The sequence below is a fragment of the Azomonas macrocytogenes genome, assembly GCF_014191985.1.
In the GTDB taxonomy this organism is placed as follows: Bacteria; Pseudomonadota; Gammaproteobacteria; order Pseudomonadales; family Pseudomonadaceae; genus Azomonas; species Azomonas macrocytogenes.
In genome coordinates, this window is record NZ_JACHXI010000015.1 from 88,754 (window position 1) to 103,606 (window position 14,853).

Genomic DNA, 14,853 nt, shown 5'->3' on the forward strand with positions numbered 1-14,853 from the left:
TAAGCCAGAGCATGGCATCCGCACCGGGCTAACGCTGGACTTGGATGTGGCTTGCTGTAGCAGGTTTTCCGCCAGACCAATGCCTTCGATCATATCCCGGTGCGCGATGCAAACCGCCCCGGTTCTCCTCCGCCTGGCTCCTAGCCGGCCCCTGGAATCGGGGCCTTTCAGGAGCACCTCATGGCAAAGATCAAACTCACCAAGTCCGTCGTTGACACGGCGCAGGCGCAGACCTGCGACGTGGAACTCCGGGATACGCTCGTTCCGGGCTTCTTGTGCAAGGTTACACCAACCGGCCGCAAGGTATTCATGGTTCAGTACCGCACGAACTCCGGCGTGCGGCGCAAGCCGGCAATCGGCCAGATCGGCGAGCTGACGGTCGAACAGGCCCGATCGCTGGCACAAGACTGGCTGGCCGAAGTCCGGCGCGGAGGCGATCCCGGACTCGACAAGGCCGAAGCCCGCAAGGCGCCGACGGTCAAGGAGCTGTGCGGCCGGTTCATGGACGACCACTCCAAGCCGCACAACAAGCCCAGCACGCAGGCCGGCTACCAGTACCAGATTGACAGCTTCGTCATCCCGGCCTTCGGCAGCAAGAAGGTTCATGAGGTCACGCGCAACGACATCACCGCGCTGATGAAGCGCATGGAGAAGTCGCCCACCCAGGCCAACCGCGTGCTGTCGCTCGTCCGCAAGATGTTCAACCTGGCCGAGCTGTGGGGCTACCGGCCCGATGGCTCCAATCCCTGCCGCCACGTTCCCAAGTACCCGGAGAAGGGTTCGACCCGGCTCATTACCGACGACCAGATGACCAAGCTGTTCGCCTATCTGGAGAAGGCCGAGGCCGAGGGCTTGGAACATCCCATCCACCTGCTGGCCGTCCGGCTGCAATTCGAGTTCGCGGCGCGCATGTCGGAAATCCTGCTGTTGCAATGGGATTGGCTCGACCTGCCCAACGGCCGGGTGGTCTGGCCGGACAGCAAGACCGGCGATATGTCCAAGCCCCTAAGCGCCGAGGCTCGCCGCCTGTTGGAGAGTGCCCCCCACTATGGCGATTCGCCCTACGTTTGCCCCGCGATCCTCGATCACAAGAAGCCGCTAAGCCCCCACTCCTACTATCAGGCGTGGCGGCGCATCCTTGACCGTGCCGGTGTGCCGAAGGTCGGCACCCACGGCATCCGCCACCGCTCGGCGACGGACATTGCCAATTCGGGCGTACCGCTCAAGGTCGGCATGGCGCTGACAGCGCACAAGACCGTGGCGATGTTCATGCGCTATGTCCACACCGAGGACGATCCTGTGCGCCAGGCGGCCGAGCTGGTGGCGACCCGGCGCCAGACCATCACGAAGGCGCGGCAACGCCAGCCCCAGGAGGCCACGGCATGAGCGCCCGGACGCCCAAAGCAGTAAAAGGCGCTGCCGTGCCTGCCGGCTACGCCGGCATCCACGGCGGCATCGTGGAACTGCTCGATGCCGCCCGCCAAGCGGCGGCGCGCAGCGTCAATGCGCTGATGACGGCCAGCTATTGGGAGATTGGCCGCCGCATCGTGGAGGCCGAGCAACAGGGCAAGCGGCGCGCAGGGTACGGCGAACAGTTGATTGCCCGGCTGTCCGCCGACCTGACTGCGCGCTTCGGGCGCGGGTTCAGCCCGGACAACCTGGAGAACATGCGGCGGTTCTTCGCCGCCTATCCCCGGCCGGTGATTTCCGAGGCACTGTCTCGGAAATCGGGGGACGGACTGCCTGCCGAGAAATCCGAGACAGTGTCTCGGAAATTGGCCTTGGGCGAGCTGGCGCAGGTGCTCACGCTGCCGTGGTCGGCCTACGTGCGGCTGCTGTCGGTCAAGGACGAGAACGCCCGCCGGTTCTACGAGGCGGAGGCGCTGCGCGGCGGCTGGAGCGTGCGTCAGCTTGACCGGCAGATCGGCAGCCAGTTCTACGAGCGCACCGCCTTGTCGAAGGACAAGGCGGCGATGCTGGTCAAGGGCGCTGCGCCCAGGCCGGAGGATGCCGTCAGGCCGGACGATGCGATCAAAGACCCGTATGTGCTGGAGTTCCTGAACCTCAAGGATGAGTATTCGGAATCCGACCTCGAAGCGGCCCTGATCCAGCGGCTGGAGGATTTTCTGCTGGAGCTGGGCGAAGGGTTCACCTTCGTCGGGCGGCAGCGGCGCTTGCGCATCGACCAGACGTGGTATCGGGTGGATCTGCTGTTCTTCCACCGGCGGCTGCGCTGCCTGGTCATCATCGACTTGAAGCTGGGTAGCCTGACCCATGCGGACGTGGGCCAGATGCATATGTATTGCAACTATGCCAAGGAGCATTGGGCCTATCCCGATGAAAACCCGCCCGTAGGCTTGATCTTGTGCGCCGACAAGGGCCATGCCCTGGCGCGGTATGCCTTGGAGGGCTTGCCGACGAAGGTGATGGCGGCGAACTACCGCACCGTCCTGCCGGATGCCGAGCTGTTGCAGAAGGAGCTGGAAACCACACGGCGCCTGCTGGAGTCGCGCGCAGCGAAGCAGCCCAGGAAGCTCCCGCAATAGCAGGCGTCCCGGCGTGCCGGCGTCGGGTTCGCGGGCTGCGCCAGCCTGCGCTACAGATAAATCGGCCGCCTAAGCAACGCTGCGCTGGCAGGACACAAGCTCGCAGCCTGCCGCGTCGCCAGCACCGAAGCAGGTGCGCTTGTGCGCTCCACCGGCTTGAAGCCCGCGCGCTCGAAGAACGGCGCTGCCGTCGTGGTCAGCAGCCAGGCGTCGCGCCCGCCTTCGTCGAAGGCACGGCGTAGCAGCAGCGCGACGATGCCGCCTCCAATGCCGCGCTGGCGTGCGTTCGGTAGCACGACCAAGGAGCGCACCAGCACATCCCGGCCCATGCGCTCGAAGCCGCCATAGCCCACGCGCTCGCCTGTCACCGTGGAATAGGCGAAGAAGCTGCGCCCCGGCTCGGTCAGATCGTCCGAGGGCAGTCCGGCCTCCTGCAAAGCCGTGATGAGGCCCGTGTCACTGCCCGCGATCGGCGTATCCACCAGCAGCGGCGTACCGTCTTCCTTGCGAATCTCGCCCGCCGGCCGCTGTGGCAGCAGTTCGATCACCATGTCCGAGGGGCGGCACAGGCGCACGCCCAGGGGCGAAACCACGATGGGTCGATTGATGAGGATCGGGTGCGCCAGCATCTGGTCGATCAATTCGTCGTCGCTCCAATGGACGGCATCCAGCCCGAGTTCCTTGTAAGGCGTGCCCTTGACGCGCAGCACGTCCCGCACGTGCATGCCCATCCGTGCGATCAGCGCCTTTAGGGTTTCGCGGTCGGGCGGCGTCTTCAGATACTCGATGACCGTGGGCGCGATGCCGCTGGCGCGGATCAGCGCCAGCGTATTGCGCGACGTGCCGCAATCCGGGTTGTGGTAGATCGTGATGTCACTCATGCCAGCATCTTCTGAACCGTGATGGAAGAATCGTTCGCTTGCGCCGCATCACCAAATGGCAAAACCAGCACGGGCGCGAACCCGCCGCCGGGCGTCCGCAAGTTGGTGGTCTGGCCGGCATAGGTGCGTGCCGCCAGCAGCAGGACACGTCCCCGATAGGCATAGGCCCGCATGTCCACTTTGAGCCGCATCGGCACATCATCGACTGTGACCATGCGCTCGCTGGGCGGCACCAGCGCCTGGGCGACGAAGCCGCCGGCAGTGATGTGCTCCCATGTCTTGCGCGTCAGCTTGTCGCCCCGATAGGCGGCCTTGCCCCCGTAGCCCGCCATCGGCTTGAAGAACCATTGACGCCGCTCGCGCCAGAGGACTTCCGCATTGGCCGGCAGGACAGCTTGGGCGGCGGGAACCACCGCGCGCAGCACGGCACGGTCGGCCTCGCCGGCACCCCAGCGGGCCATCTGTACGTCATCCCCCAGCCAGATCAGATTGCGCTTGTCTGCGTGCATAGCGTGCGCTCGTGGGTGCGGCGTCAGCACCACCGCGCCCACCTGATAGGCGCTGCGCAGCGCCGCATGCGAAGACTCCGACAAGTCGAAGTCGGTGAGCCGGTTGTAAACCATGTCGATTGGCAAATCGGCGGGAAGCGCCGGGTGCCACAAGGCACCGTCGCGCCATTGGAGTTCGCGCGGGTCGGCCACGATAGCCCGGACGCCATGATGCTCGAACAGCCGCCGGACAAGCTCGAACTCGGGGGCGAGGTACTGCTGCTGCGGATCGTCATCGACCACGACCGCCGTGCGCCAGGACTGCACACCCCGCTGTGCCCGCCATTCGGCGCGGAACATGTCGATGAAGGCTTGCGTGAGGTTGGCACGGCCCAGCCACTGCTCCATCGCCGCGCAGCAGGTGTTCTGCGCCCCGGCCAGCGCGGCACTAAGCAGCGCGCCGCCCGCATTGGTGTTGATCTCGATGAGACGCGGGCCGTCCGCTCCCAGGTGGAAGTCGTACCCCATGAACACGCCAGATGGGCCGAAGTCCGGCGCCAGCGTGTCCGTGCCGTGCGCGCGTTCCACCACCGCCTGCCGATAGCCCGGCAGGCAGGTGACACGCTCCAGCGTCGCCACGGCCTGGGCGATGGCGTTGCGGGTTGGCATGTCGATGAACACCGCCGTTTCCGAAAACAAGTGGGGATGGCTGTCGGCCAGCGACGTGGGCAGGCTTTGGTGCAGCCGTGTTGCATCGAGCGTGCGACATGCACAGGAAAGATTGAGCTGTTCGGCGAGGTTCATGGCCGCTTTCATCGTGCCGCGGACTGCTCGCGTTCATACCAACCGCGCGATCGGTTGACCACGCGCACGACCAGCAGCATCACCGGCACCTCGATCAGCACTCCGACCACGGTGGCCAGCGCCGCGCCGGAATGGAAGCCGAACAGGCTGATAGCCGCCGCCACGGCCAGCTCGAAGAAGTTGCTCGCGCCGATCAGCGCCGAAGGACAGGCGATGTTGTGCTTCTCGCCCACCTTGCGGTTGAGCCAGTAAGCCAGGCCAGAATTGAAGAACACTTGGATCAGAATGGGCACCGCCAACATGGCGATGACCAGCGGCTGTTGCAGGATGGCCTGGCCCTGGAAAGCGAACAGCAATACCAGCGTCAGCAGCAGCGCCGCAATGGACAGCGGGCCGATGCGCTCCAAGGCCCGATCGAACGCGGCCTGGCCCCGGCGCAGAAGCGCGCGGCGCCAGAGCTGCGCGATGATGACCGGGATGACGATGTAGAGCACCACCGACACCAGCAGCGTGTCCCACGGCACCGTGATGGCCGACAGGCCCAGCAGCAGGCCGACGATGGGCGCGAAGGCGAAAACCATGATGGTGTCGTTCAAGGCCACTTGCGACAGCGTGAACACCGGATCGCCGCCAGTCAGCCGGCTCCAGACGAACACCATCGCCGTGCAGGGCGCGGCGGCCAGCAGGATCAGGCCGGCCACGTAGCTGTCGAGCTGGTCGGCCGGCAGCCATTCGGCGAAGAGCTGACGGATGAATATCCACGCCAGCAGCGCCATCGAGAACGGCTTGACCGCCCAATTGACGAACAGCGTGACGCCGATGCCGCGCCAATGCTGCCTGACCTGGCCCAGCGCGCCGAAGTCCACCTTGAGCAGCATCGGAATCACCATGATCCAGATCAGCAGGCCCACCGGCAGATTGACCTGGGCCACTTCCATGCGGCCGATGGCCTGGAACACGCCGGGCGCAAGCTGGCCCAGGGCGATGCCGGCGACGATGCATAGCAGCACCCACACGGTCAGGTAACGCTCGAAGACGCTCATGGCGGGCGCCACCGGCGCGCGGCCGGCGGTATCGGTTCCTGCGGTCATCGCGCGGGCCTCACTGGTGGCCAATGTCGCGCAGCTCGCGCTGCAAGGACATGGCATCAAGGCTTTTCAGGGGCAGCGACAGGAACAGCTCGATGCGCCGGCGCAGGGTGATCGCGGCGTCCGTGAACGCCTTGCGCTGCTGTTCCTCCGTGCCGTCGACGGCCGCCGGGTCGGGCACGCCCCAATGGGCCGATACCGGCTTACCCGGCCACAGCGGGCAAGCCTCGCCGGCGGCGTTGTCGCAGACGGTGAAGATGAAGTCGAACACCGGCGCGTCGGGCTTCACGAACTCGTCCCAGCTCTTGCTGCGGTAGCCGGTCGCCGGCAGGTGCAGGCGCTCCAGCGTGGCGAGCGCCAAGGGATGCACTTCGCCTTTCGGATGACTGCCCGCCGAATAGGCGCGAAAGCGCCCTTGGCCCAAGGCGTTGAGGATGCCTTCGGCGAGGATCGACCGGGCCGAATTGCCCGTGCAGAGGAACAAGGCGTTGTAGGTAGGTTCTGTCGTCATATGCGCCTCGCGTCAGCAGCAGGAAGTAGTCGATTTCGCAGCGCGTGGCGCGCAGCACGCCGCAGCGGCACCGGGTACGGGCTGGGGTGCTTCGTTGAAGACGGGGATGTTGCCCAGCGTGTGGAAGTGTTCCCAAGCCACGCCCTGCGGGTCGGTGATCCAGTGCTTCTCGCTGCGCGCGTAGCAGCAAGTCGTAGTGCCTTCGTCCAGCAGCGTCATGTCGGCGGCCTGCGCACGGGCCTTCAGCGCAGCCAGTTCCTCGGCATCGTCGGTCTGGATGCCCAAGTGGTCGATGCCTGGCTTGCTGCCGCGCGTGGAGACAGCGAAGTTGACTGGCGGGTCTTCAAGCATCCACTTCGCGTAGTCGTCTTCGATGCGCGTGGGTTGTGCAGCGAACAGTTGGGAGTAGAAGCCGATGCTGCGGTTCAGGTCATCGACGTGGAGGTGGACGTGAAAGCGTTTCATGGGGATTTCCTTTCAGCAGGACTTGCAGGCGGAGGAGGACTCGGTGACTTCGCAGGCGCTGCCCTGGCAGCAGTGCTCGGTCATATAGCCGAGCAGGCTGTTCATCTGCGCGAAGTCGGCGCGGTAGATCAGGTTGCGGCCCTGTTGCTCGATGGTGACGAGGCCGGCATGGGCCAGCTCCTTCAAGTGGAAGGACAAGGAGTTGCGGGCCACGTCGAGCTGGTCGGCGAGGACGCTGGGCGTCAGCCCTTCGGGGCCGGCGACGACCAGGGCGCGGAACACGCGCAGCCGCTGGGTGTGGGCCAAGGCGCCAAGGGCGGAAACGGCTTGATCTTCGTTCATTGTTCGATAATACAACATTTATTGAATCATTGTGCAAGGAGCCAGCAAACAGAACCTCATGGCGTCCCGGCGTCCCGGCGTGCCGCCGTCGGGTTCGCGGGCTGCGCCCCGCGCTTCGTGCCGAATCGCGGCCATTCGGCTTTGACCCCTGACGCCTCCGGCCCTCTCGGGCCTGCGCGCTCCGCTTGCCCCCAAAGCCGACTGTGTGCAGTGGGCGGGTGTGGGCGGTCTTGCTGTTCCCTTCACCGTATCACGGCGTTCTCGCCGTCAAGGGCGGCGCGCGCCATGCGCGCTTGCGTCCTCGCGGCCGTCTAGCGACCCCTGACTGCTTGCGCTGCGCCGTGCTGGCGCCGGTTCCGGGCAATTCCGCCCGAGCAACCGGAGCACGATCATGTCGCAACTGACCCTCTCTCTCGATACACCGCTGATGGTGCGCGATGGCCGTGGGCGCTATCGGCCGGCAGACGCCGACCAGATTCTGGAAGCCGCGCGCCAGGTCATCGAACAGAAGATGCAGCGTGGTGCCGAGTTCACTTCGCCGGTGGTGGTCAAGGACTACCTGCGCGCCAAGCTGGCCGGCTTCGAGCACGAAGTCTTCGCGGTGCTGTTCCTCGACACGCGCCATCGGCTGATCGACTACGTGGAGATGTTCCACGGCACGATCGACGCCGCCGAGGTACATCCGCGCGAGGTGGTCAAGCTGGCGCTGCGGCTCAATGCAGCGGCGGTCATCGTGTCGCACAACCATCCGAGCGGGAATCCCGAGCCGAGCGCGGCCGACAAGGCGATGACCGCGCAGCTTCGGCAGGCGCTGGCGCTGGTGGACGTTCGCACGCTGGATCACATCATCGTCGCCGGGAGCCGTACCACATCATTCGCCGAACACGGCCTGATTTGACCCTTGGGGGCTTCGGCCCCCTTTTTTGCTGCGCCTGGCTGCGCAACTCCGGCCCTCGCGGGCCTGCGCGTGCTGCGCACTTGCCCAAAACAGGTGTGGTGGTGTCGGGTTGGGGGCGGTCTTGCTGTGTCCCTTCACCGTATCACGGCGTTCTCGCCGTCAAGGGCGGCGCGTGCCAGCACGCTTGCGGCCCGTGGCCGTCTGCGACCCCTGACTGCTGCGCTGCGCCGTGCTGGCGGCGGTTCCGGGCAATTCCGCCCGTGCAACCGGAGATCGTCATGAACGACAAATCACACGTTTCCCTCGAACAGCATGTTTGCCTTGTTTGCGGCACTGCGTTCGACACCGGCGCGATCCTACTGGACAAGCGCCTGCGCGCGAGCATGGAGCGCCATACGGCGACCGACTGGGGCCTGTGCCCCGAGCATCAGAAGCTGTCCGACGATGGTTTCGTCGCGCTGGTCGAATGCGATCCGCAGCGCAGCGGCTCGCAGGCTGGCGGGCGCATGAAGCCCGAACAGGCATACCGGACGGGCCGGCTGGCCCATCTGCGGCGCACGGTGTTCGCGCAGATGTTCAACGTGCCGATCGCGGACGAGCAGGCTTGCGTGTTCGTTGAGCCTGGTGTGATCGAGCAGTTGCAGTCGATGACGGCACCAGCGGCGAGCTGATCGCGCCGCGCTGTCTTCAGTGCGTCGTTCCTTTGGGAGCGGCGCACCTTTCTTTTTGCTGCGCCCGGTGCCGGTATCTCCGCGCCTACGGCGCTGCGCGCTTCGCTTGCCTCCAGGGGAAAGCCCTGCGGGCTATCCCCGCCCCGCGATGCTTGGCGCCCCTCAAAGACCGCCGAACCGGCTGCGCCGGATCGGCCAGACCACGGCAGTCGCTGTCGAACCTGTTTCCCGATGACCGGCGCATGAGCTTGTGCATCGAGCATTGAAGGCTGTGCGTCCCCGGCCAAGAAACATGGCCGGTCGCGCTGTCGTGCGCGTAGCGCATCGAGCCGCCTGCGGCGTCTCGCCCCTGACGGGCTTCCATCGTTCCCTCGCTCCGCTCGGCTGACGCCTCCGGCCCGGATTCCTAGATCCGGGCCTGCGCGCTTCGCTTGCCGTGCGGTCGGCGTGTTGAGGGGCCGTTGCCATGTCCAGCCGTCTTCCCTGACTTCATCACCTTGTCCGCGACTGTAGCCCGCGCCCGTGTGCCGTCAAGGCGCGCAGGGCCGTGTCCTCGCTTCGCTGCGGGCCGCACCAACCCTGCGCTTGTCTCCTTGACGGCACCCGTTCGCGCGCTCCTGACCGTCGCGGGCGATGAACTCAGGAAAGACGGTGGCAACAGGGCCAACCGGGTTCCTCGTGCCGGCCGCACCGAACAGCCGAAAGGCTGGGCTTCCGAATCTAGGAATCCGGTGTGCGGTGAACAGCAAACCCTTTTTTCATTGTCAGGAGAAATGCCATGCAACTCGCATCCCGCTTCGCTTCCCGTTCCCCGGTGCTGCGTTCGGAACGTCCCTTGTCCGACGACCAAATCCGGGCCGTGGCCCCGTCCATCTTCGCCGAGGCCCCGCACGAAAGCCGCTCCGAGCGGTACAGCTACATCCCCACCGCGACCGTGCTGCAAGAACTGCGCGAGGAAGGCTTCGAGCCTTTCATGGTGACGCAAACCCGCGTGCGCCACGACGACCGCCGCGACTACACCAAGCACATGATCCGGCTGCGCCACGCCAGCCAGATCAACGGCCGCGAGGCCAACGAAATCATCCTGCTGAACTCCCATGACGGCACCAGCAGCTATCAGATGCTGGCCGGAATGTTCCGCTTCGTTTGCAGCAATGGCCTTGTCTGCGGCGACACCGTGGCCGATGTGCGCGTGCCGCACAAAGGCGACGTAGCCGGGCACGTCATCGAAGGCGCTTACGAAGTCCTGCACGGCTTCAAACGGGCGCAGGAATCCCGCGATGCCATGCGCGCCATCACGCTCGACGCCGGGGAATCGGAAGTGTTCGCCCGCGCTGCGCTGGCGTTGAAGTACGACGAGGACAAGCCCGCGCCCATCACGGAATCGCAAATCCTGATGCCGCGCCGCCATGACGACGACCGCCGCGACCTGTGGAGCGTGTTCAACCGCACGCAGGAGAACTTGACCATGGGCGGGCTGTCCGGGCGAAGCGCCAACGGACGCCGCCAGCAAACCCGCCCCGTTCAAGGCATTGACCAAAACGTGCGCCTGAACCGCTCCCTGTGGCTGCTGGCCGATGGCCTGCGCCAGTTGAAAGCCTGAATCCCCACGCGGCAGGGGCAGGCAGCAGCCCTTGCCGCTTCTCTCGCCGCTGCATCCTTGAACCGATAGGAGTTATCACCATGAACGCCGTCCTGAAAACCGAGATCGCCGCCATCGAAACCGCCGCACCGCTGGAAATGGCCGACCCGTCCAAGAACCTGATTCTGGTTCCGCTCTCGCAGTTGCTGCCGCGCCGCTCCAAGCGCAACGCCCGCAAGATGCCGCGCCTGTCCATCCCCGAACTGGCCGCGAGCATTGCCCGCATCGGCCTGCTGCAAAACCTGATCGTCATCCTTTGCGCCGATGGCGAGGCTTACGAGGTGGTGGCCGGTGATCGCCGCTTGACCGCCTTGAAGCTGCTGGCGAAGAAGAACCGCATCCCCGCCGACTACGAAGTGCCGTGCCTGCTGGTGCCCGATGCTTCGGCCCGCACTGTCAGCCTCGCGGAAAACCTGATGCGCGAGCAGATGCACCCCGCCGACCAGTTCGAGGCGTTCGCCGCGCTGGTCAAGGAAGGCCGGCCCATCGAGGACATTGCCGCCGACTTCGGCGTGTCCCCGCTGGTGGTGCAGCGCCGCTTGAAGCTCGCCCACATCGCGCCGCGCCTGATGACCGATTACCGCGCCGGAACCGTCACGCTGGAACAGTTGATGGCCTTGACCATCACTGACGACCACGCCGCGCAGGAAGCCGCGTTCTACGCTGCGCCGGACTGGCAGCGCAGCCCGTCCAAGTTGCGCGAGCGCCTGACCGAGCGCGAAATCGACGCCACGCACGCGCTGGTGCGCTTTGTCGGGCTGGACACCTACCGGCAGGCAGGCGGCGGCATCCGCCGCGACCTGTTCGCCGAAGGCGATGCCGGAACCTACCTCACCGATACCGCAGTGCTGGAAACGCTGGTGCGCGACAAGCTGGCAACGCTGGCCGAGGACGTGCGCGCCGAAGGATGGGCATGGGTGGAGGCCGTGCCGCATCTGGCCTACGAGGAACGGCAGGCGTTCCAGAACGCCCCGCGCCACCGCCGCGAGCCGACCACCCGCGAGGCACGCCGCATCGCCTCGCTGGAAACCCGCCTCGAAAAGATCGACGCCGAACTGGAAGAAGCCTGCGACGCCGAGGACGAGGCCAAGGCCGAGAAACTGGAACAGCGGCGCGATCAGGTGGTCGGCGAACTGCAAGACGCGGAGGACGTCTTACAAGGCTATGCCCCCGAGGTGCGCGAGGTGGCCGGTGCCATCGTCACCATCGACCGCAACGGCGAGGCCGTCATTCATCGCGGCCTGCTGCAGGAAGCCGAGGCCAAGGCGCTGCGCACGCTGGAAAAGCTGCGGCGCGGTTTCGGCAGCACCGAAGTCGAAGCCACCAACGACGAGCACGAGGACGCCGACGACGCGCCCAAGGCCGCGAGCGTGTCCGACCGGCTGGCACAGCGATTGAGCGCCCACCGCACCGCCGCGCTGCAAATCGAAGTGGCCCGGCATCCACACGTCGCGCTGGCCGCGCTGGTGCATGGCATGGTGCAGACCGTCTTGCAGGAAAGCCACTACGGCCACGACCTGCCGCTGGGCGTGAGCTTGAAACTGCAAGACCGGCTGGAAGGCATGGCCTCGGACTGGCCGGAATCGCCCGCCGCCGTGGCGCTGCGCGAGCTGCAACAGGTGGCGGGCGAAGCCTTGCCGGAGGACAGCGCCGAACTGTTCGCCGCACTGCTGGCGAAGTCGCAAGACGAACTGGTGCGCCTGCTGGCCGTGTGCGTGGCTTCCACGGTGGACGTGGTGACGCCTCGCGCCACGGTGCAGCAACCCGGCGAGGAACTGGCGCAGGCCGTCGGCCTCGACATGGCCGCATGGTGGAAGCCAACCGCAGAAGGCTACTTCAAGCACGTTTCCAAGGCCGTGATTCTGGATGCCGTGGGCGCGTTTGCACCGGAATCCGTCACCCGACTGGCGAAGCTCAAGAAGGCCGATATTGCCAGCGAAGCCGAGCGGCTGGCCGATGGCAAGGGCTGGATGCCCGCCATCTTCAAGGTTGAAGGCCCGCAGGATGCCGCGCAGGAGGCAGGCCCGGAGCAGGAAACCCCGGACGATACCGAAGCAATGGCGGATGAACCTGCCGAGGCACTGGCCGCTTGACCCGCGCCGAAGGCAAGCGCCCGGCCTCGACCGGGGCGCTTCGCTGCAAGGAGAAGCCCCCATGACCCGCACCACCACCAGCCGCCCACGCATGGCGGCGATCTACGCCCCCGGCACGGTACGCGCCCGTCGCTGGCACGGCGAAGGCGACGTGCGCGGCTACCGCCCGCCCTCGGGCTGGTCGGCCCGCGCAGACCTCACCGACATTCACCCCATCACGGGCCGCGCCTTGCCGCGTGCCGTGTGGTGGCTCATCGAGACGAAGGATTAACCGCGTTCAGTACCGCGCCCAGGCCGTTCCGTCCTGGGCGCGGTGAAACGCAAAAATCCGGGCGCGGCAGTGGCCGCGCCCGGTGTTCAAGGCCAACAGTCGAATCAGAACGCCGCCGCCTTCGCGGTGGCTCAGGCGGCGGCGTTGAAGGCATCGCTGTAGCGCGCGATGCCTTCCGGCGCTGGCCCATGCAGGGCCAGCGCAATAAAGTAGCCGGGCGGCACGCCCGGCAGTTGCAGGCCCGCATGGGCCTGAAAACCAAAGCGCCCGTAGTACGCGGGATCGCCCAGCAGCACACAACCAGCGGCCCGCATCGCCCGCAGTTCAGACAGCGCCTGTTCCATCAGGCGCGAGCCGATGCCGTGCCCTTGCCTTTGCGGCAAGACGGAGATCGGCCCCAACTCGTACCAGCCATCCGCCTTTCGCCCTTGGTCGTCGGTGATCGTGACGAGGGACAATGCGACGTGGCCGACGATCTGCCCATGTTCCTCGGCCACGATGGAAAGCGTCAGTTCATTGGCTGCACGCAAGGCACGCACGATGAATTGCTCGGTGTGGCTGGTGTGAGGCGCATCGGCGAAAGCGGCCGTCGTGACGGCTTCGATGGCAGCGATGTCGTCCGGGGCTTCGTGTCGTAGCTGGAGGGTCATGGGCTTGTCTTGGATTCCTTCCTGAAAATATAGAACGGCTTGGGCGTGTCGGCGCGCAGCGCCGCCGGGCTTTCGGGCTGCGCCCCGTGCTTCGTGCCGAATCACGGCCATTCGGCTTCAATCCCTTACGCCTTCGCGCCTGCGGCGCTGCGCGCTTCGCTTGCCTCCAAGGGAAAGCCCTGCGGGCTATCCCCGCCGCGCGCAGCTTGGCGCCCCTCGATGCGGCCGAACCGGCTGCGCCGGATCGGCCCGACCAGCGCCCCGCCGCGATGGGCGGGGCACTGGCGAACACGCTGGCGCTTGCTGCGACAGGTTGTGCAGGTGCGTGCCGTCCTCAACGCTGGCGGCTCCTGCCCATCACGTCACGAAGGACGGTTCACGGACAACCCGCCCGGCATCGCTATGGAGCTTCCACGCCACGCCTCAAGACCGGCACCGCAAGGTGCGGCAGGGGCGTTCTCGCCTGTCGTCGGGTGGTTGACCTGTCCCGCGTCAGGAAGCGCACCGGGGAAGCCTTCGGGCGGGGATGCCGAGTCGGCCCCATCTCCTTTCGGAGCGGTTCGGCCCAAGGCGTCCTTGTCTCGTTGTGAATCCTGGCGGGGGCGCGGCTGCGCCTCGGGCTTCATGGCTGCAACCGTCCGGCGAAAACAATTTCCCCGCCGCTGCGCGGCTTCCTCGCGCAGCAAATTCTTTTCGCCTTCCGGTTCTCCACTGCGTTGCGACCGCAAGCGGTGCAGCCCGCCCGTCCCTCGCCGGCCGGATCACAACAAGGACGCGATGGGCGCGAACCTTGTTCAACCGAAAGGAGAAAGCATCATGGCCAACATCGGCACCTTCACCACCGACAAAGAGGGCTTCACCGGCACGCTTCGCACCCTGACGCTCAACGTCAAGGTCAAGCTGGTTCCCAACGACAAGGGCAGCAGCGAGAACGCCCCCGACTTCCGCCTCCAGGCCGCCGGCCACGACATCGGCGCGGCGTGGAACAAGACCAGCGAGGCCGGGCGGGAATACAAGTCCGTGACCCTCGACGATCCTTCGTTCCCGGCTCCGGTCTATGCCCGCCTGATCGAAGGCGAGGACGGCACGCACGACCTGGTCTGGTCGCGCAGCAAGCCCCAGGCGGCGTAACCGCCGCAGCGCCCCGCCCATCGCGGCGGGGCACTGTGCTGCTGTTCGCAGCACATCACCACGTCACGCGCGCGGCTTCGCCGCGTCGCGTTCCTTCAACACCGCCTCCAGCTCCTGGCGCACCTGCGCCAGCAGCTCGTCGGCCTTGTGCGGGCTGTCGCCCGCGTAGGCGAGCGTCAGCAGCGTGAGCGGGTGAATCTCCATCACCTCGCACAGCTCGGCCAGCTTGTGCAGGGTCGGGCTTTTGAGGTCGCGTTCGAGGGTGCTCATATAGGTGCGGCTGTTCACGTAAGAGAAGGCATACTGGCTCCAGCAACGCGCCTATCTAAGTATCTACATCGCCTTAGCCAAGGACATCCAAGCCGACACCGA

The 14,853-nt window shown here is 66.2% G+C and carries 16 protein-coding genes and 1 pseudogene; 8 read left to right on the forward strand and 9 right to left on the reverse strand.

Going from position 1 to position 14,853, the window contains the following annotated elements:
* Positions 1 to 180 precede the first annotated feature (180 nt).
* Positions 181 to 1,386: a tyrosine-type recombinase/integrase gene (locus FHR87_RS13870; RefSeq protein WP_183167311.1), complete on the forward strand. Its 1,206-nt coding sequence runs from the start codon at positions 181 to 183 to the stop codon at positions 1,384 to 1,386.
* Positions 1,383 to 2,546, forward strand: a complete 1,164-nt coding sequence (locus tag FHR87_RS13875) for a PDDEXK nuclease domain-containing protein (RefSeq protein WP_183167312.1) — start codon at positions 1,383 to 1,385, stop codon at positions 2,544 to 2,546. Before FHR87_RS13870 ends, FHR87_RS13875 begins: the two co-directional genes overlap by 4 nt.
* 50 nt (positions 2,547 to 2,596) lie before the next feature.
* Here the strand turns inward: FHR87_RS13875 and arsN2 are convergent, their stop codons facing one another.
* From arsN2 to FHR87_RS13905, 7 genes and pseudogenes are all read right to left on the reverse strand, one after another.
* Positions 2,597 to 3,028 (reverse strand): arsenic resistance N-acetyltransferase ArsN2, encoded by a 432-nt coding sequence (gene arsN2, locus FHR87_RS19290; RefSeq protein ID WP_235594419.1) that lies wholly within the window; start codon positions 3,026 to 3,028, stop codon positions 2,597 to 2,599.
* Positions 3,029 to 3,427: pseudogene (gene arsC / locus FHR87_RS19295) on the reverse strand (arsenate reductase (glutaredoxin)); the annotation flags it as partial. It lies immediately after the preceding gene.
* Positions 3,424 to 4,719 carry a hypothetical protein gene (locus FHR87_RS13885; RefSeq protein WP_183167313.1) on the reverse strand — a complete coding sequence of 432 codons (1,296 nt, stop codon included), beginning with the start codon at positions 4,717 to 4,719 and terminating at the stop codon, positions 3,424 to 3,426. The pseudogene arsC and the gene FHR87_RS13885, both read right to left, overlap by 4 nt.
* 8 nt (positions 4,720 to 4,727) lie before the next feature.
* Positions 4,728 to 5,762 carry an ACR3 family arsenite efflux transporter gene (gene arsB / locus FHR87_RS13890; protein WP_476693171.1) on the reverse strand — a complete coding sequence of 345 codons (1,035 nt, stop codon included), beginning with the start codon at positions 5,760 to 5,762 and terminating at the stop codon, positions 4,728 to 4,730.
* 58 nt (positions 5,763 to 5,820) lie between these two features.
* Positions 5,821 to 6,318: an arsenate reductase ArsC gene (locus FHR87_RS13895; RefSeq protein WP_057386268.1), complete on the reverse strand. Its 498-nt coding sequence runs from the start codon at positions 6,316 to 6,318 to the stop codon at positions 5,821 to 5,823.
* Positions 6,319 to 6,330: 12 nt separating this feature from the next.
* Positions 6,331 to 6,783: an ArsI/CadI family heavy metal resistance metalloenzyme gene (locus FHR87_RS13900; protein ID WP_057380596.1), complete on the reverse strand. Its 453-nt coding sequence runs from the start codon at positions 6,781 to 6,783 to the stop codon at positions 6,331 to 6,333.
* 12 nt (positions 6,784 to 6,795) lie between these two features.
* Positions 6,796 to 7,125, reverse strand: a complete 330-nt coding sequence (locus FHR87_RS13905) for an ArsR/SmtB family transcription factor (protein ID WP_057380616.1) — start codon at positions 7,123 to 7,125, stop codon at positions 6,796 to 6,798.
* A gap of 391 nt (positions 7,126 to 7,516) precedes the next feature.
* Here FHR87_RS13905 and radC point away from each other — a divergent pair, with 391 nt between their 5' ends.
* From radC to FHR87_RS13930, 5 genes are all read left to right on the forward strand, one after another.
* On the forward strand, positions 7,517 to 8,023 hold the full coding sequence (gene radC / locus FHR87_RS13910; RefSeq protein WP_183167315.1) for a RadC family protein: 507 nt from the start codon (positions 7,517 to 7,519) through the stop codon (positions 8,021 to 8,023).
* A gap of 278 nt (positions 8,024 to 8,301) precedes the next feature.
* Positions 8,302 to 8,694: an ATPase gene (locus FHR87_RS13915; protein ID WP_183167316.1), complete on the forward strand. Its 393-nt coding sequence runs from the start codon at positions 8,302 to 8,304 to the stop codon at positions 8,692 to 8,694.
* Between the two features lie 778 nt (positions 8,695 to 9,472).
* Positions 9,473 to 10,297, forward strand: coding sequence for a DUF932 domain-containing protein (locus FHR87_RS13920; RefSeq protein WP_130534004.1), 825 nt, complete (start codon positions 9,473 to 9,475; stop codon positions 10,295 to 10,297).
* Positions 10,298 to 10,377: 80 nt separating this feature from the next.
* A complete protein-coding gene (locus FHR87_RS13925; RefSeq protein ID WP_183167317.1) occupies positions 10,378 to 12,429 on the forward strand; it encodes a ParB/RepB/Spo0J family partition protein in 2,052 nt (683 codons plus the stop codon).
* A 61-nt stretch (positions 12,430 to 12,490) separates the two neighbouring features.
* A complete protein-coding gene (locus tag FHR87_RS13930; protein ID WP_057386262.1) occupies positions 12,491 to 12,700 on the forward strand; it encodes a hypothetical protein in 210 nt (69 codons plus the stop codon).
* Positions 12,701 to 12,831: 131 nt separating this feature from the next.
* Here the strand turns inward: FHR87_RS13930 and FHR87_RS13935 are convergent, their stop codons facing one another.
* On the reverse strand, positions 12,832 to 13,350 hold the full coding sequence (locus tag FHR87_RS13935) for a GNAT family N-acetyltransferase (protein ID WP_130561448.1): 519 nt from the start codon (positions 13,348 to 13,350) through the stop codon (positions 12,832 to 12,834).
* An 816-nt stretch (positions 13,351 to 14,166) separates the two neighbouring features.
* Between FHR87_RS13935 and FHR87_RS13940 the strand changes: the two genes are divergently transcribed.
* Positions 14,167 to 14,481 (forward strand): DUF736 domain-containing protein, encoded by a 315-nt coding sequence (locus FHR87_RS13940; RefSeq protein ID WP_183167318.1) that lies wholly within the window; start codon positions 14,167 to 14,169, stop codon positions 14,479 to 14,481.
* Positions 14,482 to 14,544: 63 nt separating this feature from the next.
* On the opposite strand, the gene FHR87_RS13945 is transcribed toward FHR87_RS13940, so the two are convergent.
* Complete coding sequence (locus tag FHR87_RS13945) at positions 14,545 to 14,751, reverse strand: XRE family transcriptional regulator (RefSeq protein ID WP_183167319.1); 207 nt, start codon at positions 14,749 to 14,751, stop codon at positions 14,545 to 14,547.
* Positions 14,752 to 14,853: the final 102 nt, after the last annotated feature.